The organism is Nonomuraea sp. NPDC050404, assembly GCF_040655495.1.
Classification (GTDB): Bacteria; Actinomycetota; Actinomycetes; order Streptosporangiales; family Streptosporangiaceae; genus Nonomuraea.
The window spans coordinates 476,648-484,965 of the sequence record NZ_JBFAKB010000007.1 but is presented as its reverse complement, the minus strand read 5'-3'; the positions used below and the strand labels follow the sequence as shown (position 1 = coordinate 484,965).

Below are 8,318 nucleotides of genomic sequence, written 5' to 3'. Positions count from 1 at the left end.
CCAGCCGGGGCAGGACGGGCCGCCGGACGGTGGTGCATCACCGTCCGGTTGTCCGGCAGCCCGCCGCCATGGGCTGCCGGGTGCCCACGCCACCGCGGGGAAGTGCGGTGCGCGGGCTTCGCCGCGGCCGGAGCTGCCCGTGGGGCGCTCGACGGCGGCGGCGAGTCTGGTGGTCATCGGGATGCCTCCGCAGCGTCGAGGGCACGCTCCATGGCGATCGCGGTCGCGCTGTGCGGCCCTCGGTAGCCGAGTTCGACGCGGCTGATGGACGCCTTGGGGACGCGGGCCTGCTTGGCGAGGTCGTGCTGACTGATGCCGAGCCGGCGGCGCCGTTCGGCGAGCCGGTGGCCGGCGGTGAGGGCGCGGATGTGCGGGTCTCCGTCGCCCGCGGCTTCGACCTTGAGGACGTGCAGGCCGCGCCCGTTGAAGCGGCTGGCGGCCCATTCGTCGATGGCTTTCATGGCCGCTTCTACGGACGTCACGCCGAGCTCGAACGTCACGGTGAGTCTCATCCGAGCCTCCTGAGGAGGGCGCCGATCAGGCCGGGCCGCCGGGTGGGCGGCTGTGTGGCGCGCACGAGCGCCTCCAGGTCAGCGACCGGGACCGTCTCCGGCAGCGGCCAGGGACCCTGTTCGAGGTCCTGAGCGAGCCGGAGCACCGCATGCGTGATGTAGGTGGGTGGCTTGTCTGCCATCTCACGCAGTCGGCGGACGACCTCTTCGCGGGTCATGCGTCACCGTCCGCAGGCGCGTCGCTGATCGTGGCCCTGGTGCGGACCTTGCCGCCGCTGGCCAGGAGCCGCCGGTTGGTGTTGATCGTTTTGGCGTGCATGGCGTGCTCGAACGCGGCTCGCTGCGGGTCGCTCTCCGCCTCCTCAGTGGGCTGGACGTGGAAGTTCTCGCCGGAGAGGTTCGCGATGCGCCGGGTGCCTTCGGCGGGGGTGAGCCCGTCCTTGAGCGCGCCCTGCATGATGCCGCTGCACAGCGCGTGGTATGCCTGCTCGGTGCGTTCGTGGGCTGCCTTCAGCTCCAGCAGTTCGGCGGACAGGCGGCGGATGCGCTCCTCTGCGTCAAGGAGGAGCGGGTTGACCGTGTCGTCGCGCTGCTTCTTCGCTTCGGCGAGCGCGGTGCGAAGGGCGTGGATCTCCCGCTCGCTGCTGGCCTTCAGCTCGGCGAGCTCGCCCGTCAGTCGCCTTTCGGCGTGCTCGGCGCGGACCGCCCGCGCCTCCAGTTCGGCGCGGTCCTTCCGGATGGCGGCCCCGGCCGCCTTCTTTCCCCTCACGACCGGCCTCGCATCCTGGCGAGGAGTTCCTCGCCCGTGAGGAGTTGGACGGTGGGTGTGGGTGCGGTACGCATCTGCTCGGCGACCGCCCGGCCCCGGTCGTAGAGCGCGCCCTCCTCGCCGTTCATGGCGGCGCGGGCGTCGGTGTGGCAGTCGGCGATGGTGGCGATCTGGGCCTCGGTGAGGTCGCACACCTCGGTCGGCCCGTGGGGGTTCCAGCCGGTGATGACGATCGGCCCGGCGTACGGGATGACGTTCGCGCCGAGGCCGGTGAGGACCAGGCCGCCGATCGGGTTGCGCGGCAGGCCGAGCGGGTGGCTGTCGTCGTTGATCCATCCGGCCCACTCGCCGAGCGCGCCGAGGGTGGGGATGGTGACGCGGCCGGGAGCGTGCGGCCGGAACCGGGCCTTCCAATCGCCGATCGCGACGTGCAGCTCGCCGTCGAGGTCGATGATGACGTGCCGGGTCATGGCTGGCCTCCGATCAGGTAGCGCAGGTGGGGCGGCCACTCGCCGGGGTGGCGGCGGCACCAAGAGGACCCTGGGATGGGGTCCTGCGTCTCAACGCGGTGCGTAGCGCGGCGGCCGGTCGGCACACCCTTGAGGGCGACCCGGTGGGCCTTCCGCCACACGCGCGCGTCCTGCGGTCTCATGACTCGCTCCGGGTGTATCCGGCGGCCAGGACGGCGCGGGCGATGGCCTCCGCACTCGCCGCCATCCGGGGGTCAGCGCGCTTGACGACTGCGGTGAGCTGGTCGACCTGCTCTCGTTCGCGGGCGCGTTCAGCCTCCGTCTCTGCTTCGGCCAGGTCGGCGGCGGTGGCGTACCACGCGGCGATGTGGCGAGCGCCAGCGGGGTCCAGGTCCTTGCCGTCGGGCCGGATCCCCGCGCGCACCTTGCCAGCCCGCGTCATGGCGTCCTGTGGCACGTAGCGAGACAGGACGATGGGCGGTTCCTGCCCGGTGCCCATATAGAGCTCACGAACGATCTTCGGAAGGTCGCGGGCGTGCACATTGGCACCGACTCCAGCTTCGACGAAGACCGTGTTCGCCCTCGCGTGAGCGGGTTCGATCGTGAGGCCACGGCCCTGAACGTCGGTGTAGGTGTAGGTCATCTCCCCTCCCGGGGCCGGATGCGGATGGTGCGGTCGGGGCCGACGGCCATGTCCCACGTGCCGGAGTAGGCGGTGCGGGCTCCCTTGCCGAGCTCGGCGTCGAGTGAGCCCTTGTACGGCTCGAAGCGGTCGATCTTGTAGCACTTGCCGAGGTGGACGATCGTGTCTCCGACGGCCAGGTCCCGGCCCTTGACCGGCACACCCCACGCGGGGTCCTGCCAGCCGGGCGGGTACGGCGGGTACTGCCGCGTGTACATGCGCGGCATCGGCGCCGGCGCCTTCTTCGCGTGGCGCTGCCGGTGGGCCGTCTCCATCTGCTCTGAGGTGAGGGGGCTGGCGTTCCACGCCTTCTGACCCTCGGTGGCAGGGCGGTTGGCCGCCTTCGCTTTCCTCGCTGCGGCCTTGCGCACGCGGTTCGCCTCGCGGCATTCGTCGCACATCGGGACCTTGCGGTGGAGGTGTTGCTTGTAGCCGCCCCACGTGCCGTGCTTGATCCCTTCGGTCTGGCCGATGACGCTCACGGCTCACCTCGCCAGGCGCGCTCGTCGATGTGGGCGAAGTCGGACTCGTACTCGCGGAGCGCACGCTGGTCCCGCCGCCGCTCACGCCAGGCGCGGGCATCCCGGCGGACAGCGCGGAAGGCACCCGCGAACGCCTTGATCACGGCGTACTCCAGCAGACCCACCACGCCGCACATGAACAGGAAGGCCAGGACGCGGCCGATCTCAGACATCGGCCACCCCCGCAGCCTCGCGCCACGCCGCGATCTCCGGGTCGTCGTGATGAACGGCCATGTGGCTGTTGAGCGCGGTCGCGGCGGCCAAGGCCAACGTGGCGTGGACGTGGGCGGCGGCGAGCATGCCGTCGCCGCGCTGCGCGTCGCGGTGGGCGACGTGGTTGGCCTCGGTGATGAGGCGTTCGGCTTCGCAGTAGTGCTCAGGTCCGGTCGCCATCGCCGCCGCCCTTCAGGTCCTCGGCCACCTCGGGCGCGATCTCCTCAGCGATGTGGCACAGGGTGTCGATCAGGTCTTCGCGGTTATCCGCCTTGCGGGCGTCGCGGATCAGCCGGTCGGTCTGCTCACGGCGGTTCTTACGCGGCACGACGGGCCCCCTTCGGCTCCTTGCGGGCCAGCGACGGCCAGCCAGTGCAGATCTGAACGGCGGCGGCATGGGCGCACTCCTCCGCGCGACCGCACGTGCACGTCCAGCCGTTCTCGGTCAGGCGCACGACGTACGTGGAGCTGTGGCCCTCCACATCGGCCTCAATGTGGGTCGCCAGCCTGGCGCCCGCCGGCGGCATGGCCACGTGGACCTTGACCGCGCCAGCCCGGAGGTAGGAGCACGCCTTGGCGCGCACGTCCACGGCCATCAGGAGCCCCCACCCGGGCGCGCGACCTCCGGCCAGCCGTCGTCGCCCTCGGTGGGCGGGGCGTCGGCAGGCGGCTCCGGTGCGGCGGGAGGCGCCGCCGGGGCCTGGTCGCCCTTGCTCGCCTTGGTCTTCGCCGTCTTGCCGACGATCTCCTCAGTGCTCACGCGCGGCGGCGGGAACTCCTCCTCGACGCGCAGCTCGCCGCGGCGCAGGCTGTTGAATGTGATGCCGAGCTGAGCGACGTCGTACTCGGTCCACTTCGCGGCCGGCCGCCCGACGCGGGTGACGAGCTGGTCGGCGGTGACGCCGAGGCCCTCGAACATCGCGACCGCGTCGGCGATCCGCTGCGGGAGCGCCTTGCCGCCGCCGTCGGTGAGCGTCTTGTGGGTGAGTTCCTTGGCCTCCTCAACAAACCAGGGCGGCAGGATGCTGAAGATGACCTCACGCAGGCGGCGGGCGCCCATGTTGGCGTTGTTCTCGTAGATGTCCCGCATGTCGGTGAGCGCCTTGGGGCCGCCGGACACGTCGCGCTTGTGCGGAACGATGAACGTCGTCGAGCTGCGCGAATTGGTCTGGACGTCCCACGCCCACGCCTGCATCTCGCTCTGGTGGTACTCGTCGTCGCGGCGGAGCTCGACAATCCCGTACTGGACGTTGCCCCAGCAGCGGGCCAGCTCCCGGGCCATGTGCACGCTCGGGCCGTTCACGGTGCTGCCGCCGCGCCGGTAGCTGTAGAACGCCCGGTCAGCGAGGCCCTTCTGCGCGCAGGACTGGCGCATCTCGCGCTGCGCGGCCTGAATGTCGCGCGGGCACTGCTGGGCGACGACCACCGCGGCCTGAACCTCGGCAACAGCCCGGGACTGCTCAACCGCCGTACCCTGCCCGACGCGGCCGGGCGCGGCGAGGCGCTGCTGCATGGGGGCGATGTCGCGCGTGGCGCTCACGAAACCTCCTGGAGGTGCTGGTTCTCCACCCATCCGGGCAGGGAGATGAGTTCGATGTCGTCGCTGTAGCCGGGCCAGTGGCCGGCCGCGGTGCACTCGGCGTAGACCTCCAGGGCCTGCCGGTTGCGCTCGCGGCCGATGTGGATGGCGCTGCGCGTCAGCTCGACGACGGTGATCAGGTAGGGGGCGTCCTTCGCCTGCACGACGAACAGGAACGCCGGGTCTTCGCCGAGTCCGAGGGTCTCGCCGCCGTCCATGTACCAGTCGGCCTGCTGGTAGTAGCCGAACTGGTAGACGGTGCGGGCGATGGCGCCCGGGTCAGCGGAGTGGCTGGTCTTGTAGTCGGGGATGATGAGCCGGCCGTCGCTGCGGTTCGGCAGCCAGTCGAGGCGGGCGCGCCGCCACACGCCAGTCGGCCGGTCTTGCCAGATGAGGGTCTGCTCGGGCTGGCCGTGCTCGGGATCGAAGAGGGCGCTGGCGATGCGGTGGCGGCGGATGGCGTCGGCCATGTCGTGCACCTGCTGGTACTCGCCCGGCTTCAGTGGGATGCCGCCGTCGGCACGGACGGTGGCCACCGCCTCCTTGACCTTCTTGGTGTCCCACCGTTCCGCGTCGATGCGCACGAGCTCCGGGCCGCTGCCGAGCACGAGCTTGTGTGCAGCGTGCCCGAGGTCGAACTGCTTCTTGGGCGCGGGCGGGTTGTCGCGCTCGTGCTTGTAGATGGCGGGGCAGTGGGGCGGCAGGAGCTTGCGGGCGCCGCTGGACGACAGTGAGCCGCCTTCGACAGGGTCGAGGTGGTACAGCTCGTCGGGCATGTCGTAGAGGCCGGCCTCGCTGACCTTCTCCGCCCATTCGGGCCAGGTCCCGCTCACGTCGCACGCTCCGCGATCTGCTGGAGGTCGGCGATGCCGCTGTCCGCGGCTTCGGCCCAGTTGCAGGCGGCGACGTAGCCGGGATACTCGGCGGCGAGCCTGCGCCGGTTGTGCGGGTCGGCGCGGGCGATGAGCGCGATCAGGTCCTTGGTGAACGACCCTGGCTCCATGCCGGGCTCGCCGTAGTGCCACAGCACGTGGTGGGCGATCGTCGGCGTGATCTCCTCGGTGCCGAGTTCGTCGTCGCGGGCGGCGAGGATGCGCTTGATTGGCCCGTAGTTGTGGTGGACGTATGCCGCGTCGTAGCCAGACCCTCCCGGCGTCCCAGAGTGCAGGCGGACTCCCCCGGCGCACTCGACCGCAAGGTAGCGGACGCCGTGGGCGTCTTCCCACAGCTCGCCGGCCTGGGGCGGACCATCGGCGGGCACGAGCCGCGTGATCCTGACGCCGTCCCCTTTGGGCAGGACCACGCCCTCGCCCTCGGAGTAGGCGTAGGCGAGCACGCCGTCCTGGCACTCGGTGACGCGGGCGTGGCTGATGGCGATGTCGATGATCTCGCCAGGTTGGTACGTCATGCTTCACCTGCCTGTACGTGCTGGCCGGCGAGCATGCCGACGAGTGCGAGGGTGGGGCCGTCGGCGTCCGCCTCGCGGGCGATGCCGCCGAGGTGGGTGGCGGTGCGCATGGCGACCCACGCGACGATGTCGGGGTCGACGTCGACGAACTCGCCGCGCAGGTCGTCGCCGATGATCGCCCCAACGGTGCGTGCGAGCTTGGCCTGGTCCGGGTCGAGGTCGGCGAGCGCCTCGGCGATCGCGGTGTGAGTAAGGTCGGCCCAACCGGGCCAGGGCGGCGCGTACGTCATTCCGCACCGCCTGCGGGCTGAGCGGCGGGGGCGTCGGCGAGGGGGAAGCCCCACACGCTGCGCCCGTCCTCCATGACGACCTCCCACGGACCCCGAAGGAGGCCGTAGGCGGCCCAGTCGCAGCCGCGCTTAGCCTGGCCGCGCTGGACCCCCTTGGAGTCCCAGTGCCGCTCGCCTCGGGTGGCGCCGAGGGACCGGCCGATGCACTCTTGTCCGGCCGCTTCGCGCTTGTCCTCGGGGAAGTCGCGAATGGTGGCGACGTCGCCGCAGTGCGGGCACTTGAAGGCGAAGTCGAGCGGGTCATCGCCGAAGCGCTCCTGGGCCTCGGCCAGCAGCTCGGCCTGGGTCAGCTTGCGGTGCTCGCTCATGACCGGCCGCCCTTCTCTGCGGCATCCAGGGCGTCGGCCATGGCGGCGAGTTGGGCGGCCCAATCGCGGGCCTCATTGGCATCCATCCAGTACTGGTCGCAACCGCGCGCCACGAAGAGCACGCCGCCAGCGGCCATGACCAGCAGGTCGCCACCATCGTCGTACTGCAGGCCCACCTCTTCGGGCCGGTCCAGCACGATGGGGCGCGGCTCGCCTGCGGCACGGGCATCACGCAGCTCGCGGACGAACCAACGGCCGTAGATGAGGACGAACCCGGCACCCATCGCGATGTCCCAGCCGTTGCCACCAGACCATCCGGTGATGCCCTGGACGATCGTCGCCAGGCCAGTGGCCAAGCCCACGAGCCAGAGCACCAGCGGGAGGATGTGCCGCTTCATCGGTCGCCGCCCTTCGCGAGGGCCTGGCGCAGCCTCAGCGCCTGGCGTCCGACGCGCTTGGCCAGGATCAGGCCGCGCTGGCGGAACGTCTGGCGCATGCGGGCCTCGACGCGCCGACCACCGTGGCGGAGCGGCTCCATGTGGCGGTCGGGATCGGTCTCCCGCTTGGGGTCCCAGTCGTCCCAGTCGCTGGTGATCGCGGGCATGGTGGCCGTCTCCGGCTCAGGGTTGACCGGTGGGGTGTCCCGGCGGACGGGCTGCATGGGCTCGGTGACAGCGCCAGTTGCACGGTGCTTACCAGCCATCAGAGGTCGCCCTCCTCTTCGGGGTCGCGGTGCGCCTCAGCGAGATCGGCGACGCGGGCGACGGACCTGTCCATAGCCGGGTCGGGCGCGGCGATCTGCTCGGCGAGGGTGGGCTCCGGCGCCGGAGGGTCTGCGATGCGCTCGTTCTCCTCGGCGGTCAGCCGCTCTTCGAGGATCTTCAGGTCGCCGTCCCAGAAGCCGGCCGCCGCCGAGATCTTGGCGGCGAGCTGCCGGGCAGCGCGGATCTTGGTCAGGTCGGCGGCGCGAACGGAGACGCGGAGGGGCCCATAGTCGAAGCTGGACCAGCCGTCGTCGGTGAGCTTGTGGTTGACCTGGTCGGGCGTGATCGAGTGGTACGTGTGGCCCGTGAGGGGCAGTGCTATGGGCTGGTCCATTCAGGACTCCTGGCAATCGAAGAGTGTGAAGGCCGTGCGGGAGGGGCGCGCCGCAGCGACGGCAGAGAGGGATCTTGCGGTCGATCAGCTCCGACTCGATGACGGGCGTGAGCACGTTGTGGAGCTGGACCCGGGTGCCTGCGTTGGCGTACGCGGTCATGTCGTCGTGCATGGCGAGCAGTTCGTCAGTGGACAGCTCGCGAGCGTTCGCGGAGATCACTGCCCACGGGTCCGACTGCGCTTCGACAGTCGCTTCCCGCGCGGCCTGGTCACGCCGACCAGTGCGCACGATCGCGATGTACAGGACCGCGAGGACCGCGACGCCGCCCCAGGCGGCCACGAGGGACCACGGCCTCTCGGTGAACGCGGTGCCCGCCAGAGCCGCAGCGAGCGCGGCCACGTACAAGG

At 71.1% G+C, this 8,318-nt stretch carries 18 protein-coding genes; all 18 read right to left on the bottom strand.

The genetic code is table 11. The annotated features are described in order from the left end of the window. Window positions 1–173 precede the first annotated feature (173 nt). Entirely contained in the window at window positions 174–512 is a 339-nt protein-coding gene (locus AB0I81_RS22535) for a helix-turn-helix transcriptional regulator (protein WP_360659531.1), read from the bottom strand. Then, window positions 509–730 (bottom strand): hypothetical protein, encoded by a 222-nt coding sequence (locus tag AB0I81_RS22530; protein ID WP_360659529.1) that lies wholly within the window; start codon window positions 728–730, stop codon window positions 509–511. The genes AB0I81_RS22535 and AB0I81_RS22530 overlap by 4 nt, the downstream gene beginning before the upstream one ends. Continuing rightward, window positions 727–1,281: a hypothetical protein gene (locus tag AB0I81_RS22525; protein WP_360659527.1), complete on the bottom strand. Its 555-nt coding sequence runs from the start codon at window positions 1,279–1,281 to the stop codon at window positions 727–729. The genes AB0I81_RS22530 and AB0I81_RS22525 overlap by 4 nt, the downstream gene beginning before the upstream one ends. Further along, on the bottom strand, window positions 1,278–1,751 hold the full coding sequence (locus AB0I81_RS22520) for a hypothetical protein (protein ID WP_360659525.1): 474 nt from the start codon (window positions 1,749–1,751) through the stop codon (window positions 1,278–1,280). Before AB0I81_RS22520 ends, AB0I81_RS22525 begins: the two co-directional genes overlap by 4 nt. 178 nt (window positions 1,752–1,929) lie before the next feature. Continuing rightward, window positions 1,930–2,394 (bottom strand): hypothetical protein, encoded by a 465-nt coding sequence (locus AB0I81_RS22515; protein WP_360659523.1) that lies wholly within the window; start codon window positions 2,392–2,394, stop codon window positions 1,930–1,932. Further along, window positions 2,391–2,915: a hypothetical protein gene (locus AB0I81_RS22510; RefSeq protein WP_360659521.1), complete on the bottom strand. Its 525-nt coding sequence runs from the start codon at window positions 2,913–2,915 to the stop codon at window positions 2,391–2,393. The genes AB0I81_RS22515 and AB0I81_RS22510 overlap by 4 nt, the downstream gene beginning before the upstream one ends. After that, window positions 2,912–3,127 (bottom strand): hypothetical protein, encoded by a 216-nt coding sequence (locus AB0I81_RS22505; protein WP_360659519.1) that lies wholly within the window; start codon window positions 3,125–3,127, stop codon window positions 2,912–2,914. Before AB0I81_RS22505 ends, AB0I81_RS22510 begins: the two co-directional genes overlap by 4 nt. Further along, complete coding sequence (locus AB0I81_RS22500; RefSeq protein ID WP_360659517.1) at window positions 3,120–3,347, bottom strand: hypothetical protein; 228 nt, start codon at window positions 3,345–3,347, stop codon at window positions 3,120–3,122. Before AB0I81_RS22500 ends, AB0I81_RS22505 begins: the two co-directional genes overlap by 8 nt. Next, window positions 3,331–3,495 (bottom strand): hypothetical protein, encoded by a 165-nt coding sequence (locus AB0I81_RS22495; RefSeq protein WP_360659515.1) that lies wholly within the window; start codon window positions 3,493–3,495, stop codon window positions 3,331–3,333. The genes AB0I81_RS22500 and AB0I81_RS22495 overlap by 17 nt, the downstream gene beginning before the upstream one ends. Further along, entirely contained in the window at window positions 3,485–3,763 is a 279-nt protein-coding gene (locus tag AB0I81_RS22490) for a hypothetical protein (protein ID WP_360659513.1), read from the bottom strand. Before AB0I81_RS22490 ends, AB0I81_RS22495 begins: the two co-directional genes overlap by 11 nt. Further along, window positions 3,763–4,707 (bottom strand): hypothetical protein, encoded by a 945-nt coding sequence (locus AB0I81_RS22485; RefSeq protein WP_360659511.1) that lies wholly within the window; start codon window positions 4,705–4,707, stop codon window positions 3,763–3,765. Before AB0I81_RS22485 ends, AB0I81_RS22490 begins: the two co-directional genes overlap by 1 nt. After that, entirely contained in the window at window positions 4,704–5,579 is an 876-nt protein-coding gene (locus AB0I81_RS22480; protein ID WP_360659509.1) for a PD-(D/E)XK nuclease-like domain-containing protein, read from the bottom strand. The genes AB0I81_RS22485 and AB0I81_RS22480 overlap by 4 nt, the downstream gene beginning before the upstream one ends. Continuing rightward, a complete protein-coding gene (locus AB0I81_RS22475) occupies window positions 5,576–6,154 on the bottom strand; it encodes a hypothetical protein (RefSeq protein ID WP_360659507.1) in 579 nt (192 codons plus the stop codon). Before AB0I81_RS22475 ends, AB0I81_RS22480 begins: the two co-directional genes overlap by 4 nt. Further along, entirely contained in the window at window positions 6,151–6,444 is a 294-nt protein-coding gene (locus AB0I81_RS22470; RefSeq protein ID WP_360659504.1) for a hypothetical protein, read from the bottom strand. The genes AB0I81_RS22475 and AB0I81_RS22470 overlap by 4 nt, the downstream gene beginning before the upstream one ends. Next, window positions 6,441–6,812, bottom strand: a complete 372-nt coding sequence (locus AB0I81_RS22465; RefSeq protein ID WP_360659502.1) for a VVA0879 family protein — start codon at window positions 6,810–6,812, stop codon at window positions 6,441–6,443. Before AB0I81_RS22465 ends, AB0I81_RS22470 begins: the two co-directional genes overlap by 4 nt. Further along, complete coding sequence (locus tag AB0I81_RS22460; protein ID WP_360659500.1) at window positions 6,809–7,210, bottom strand: hypothetical protein; 402 nt, start codon at window positions 7,208–7,210, stop codon at window positions 6,809–6,811. The genes AB0I81_RS22465 and AB0I81_RS22460 overlap by 4 nt, the downstream gene beginning before the upstream one ends. Continuing rightward, window positions 7,207–7,515: a hypothetical protein gene (locus AB0I81_RS22455; protein WP_360659498.1), complete on the bottom strand. Its 309-nt coding sequence runs from the start codon at window positions 7,513–7,515 to the stop codon at window positions 7,207–7,209. Before AB0I81_RS22455 ends, AB0I81_RS22460 begins: the two co-directional genes overlap by 4 nt. Beyond that, window positions 7,515–7,910, bottom strand: coding sequence for a hypothetical protein (locus AB0I81_RS22450; RefSeq protein WP_360659496.1), 396 nt, complete (start codon window positions 7,908–7,910; stop codon window positions 7,515–7,517). The genes AB0I81_RS22455 and AB0I81_RS22450 overlap by 1 nt, the downstream gene beginning before the upstream one ends. Window positions 7,911–8,318: the final 408 nt, after the last annotated feature.

Excerpts from the sequence above, each read along its gene's own strand:
- AB0I81_RS22460 (WP_360659500.1), bottom strand. The coding sequence starts at position 7,210 with ATGAAGCGGCACATCCTCCCGCTGGTGCTCTGGCTCGTGGGCTTGGCC.
- AB0I81_RS22490 (WP_360659513.1), bottom strand. The coding sequence starts at position 3,763 with ATGGCCGTGGACGTGCGCGCCAAGGCGTGCTCCTACCTCCGGGCTGGC.
- AB0I81_RS22455 (WP_360659498.1), bottom strand. The coding sequence starts at position 7,515 with ATGGCTGGTAAGCACCGTGCAACTGGCGCTGTCACCGAGCCCATGCAG.
- AB0I81_RS22530 (WP_360659529.1), bottom strand. The coding sequence starts at position 730 with ATGACCCGCGAAGAGGTCGTCCGCCGACTGCGTGAGATGGCAGACAAG.
- AB0I81_RS22475 (WP_360659507.1), bottom strand. The coding sequence starts at position 6,154 with ATGACGTACCAACCTGGCGAGATCATCGACATCGCCATCAGCCACGCC.
- AB0I81_RS22465 (WP_360659502.1), bottom strand. The coding sequence starts at position 6,812 with ATGAGCGAGCACCGCAAGCTGACCCAGGCCGAGCTGCTGGCCGAGGCC.
- AB0I81_RS22515 (WP_360659523.1), bottom strand. The coding sequence starts at position 2,394 with ATGACCTACACCTACACCGACGTTCAGGGCCGTGGCCTCACGATCGAA.
- AB0I81_RS22470 (WP_360659504.1), bottom strand. The coding sequence starts at position 6,444 with ATGACGTACGCGCCGCCCTGGCCCGGTTGGGCCGACCTTACTCACACC.
- AB0I81_RS22520 (WP_360659525.1), bottom strand. The coding sequence starts at position 1,751 with ATGACCCGGCACGTCATCATCGACCTCGACGGCGAGCTGCACGTCGCG.
- AB0I81_RS22505 (WP_360659519.1), bottom strand. The coding sequence starts at position 3,127 with ATGTCTGAGATCGGCCGCGTCCTGGCCTTCCTGTTCATGTGCGGCGTG.
- AB0I81_RS22450 (WP_360659496.1), bottom strand. The coding sequence starts at position 7,910 with ATGGACCAGCCCATAGCACTGCCCCTCACGGGCCACACGTACCACTCG.
- AB0I81_RS22500 (WP_360659517.1), bottom strand. The coding sequence starts at position 3,347 with ATGGCGACCGGACCTGAGCACTACTGCGAAGCCGAACGCCTCATCACC.
- AB0I81_RS22535 (WP_360659531.1), bottom strand. The coding sequence starts at position 512 with ATGAGACTCACCGTGACGTTCGAGCTCGGCGTGACGTCCGTAGAAGCG.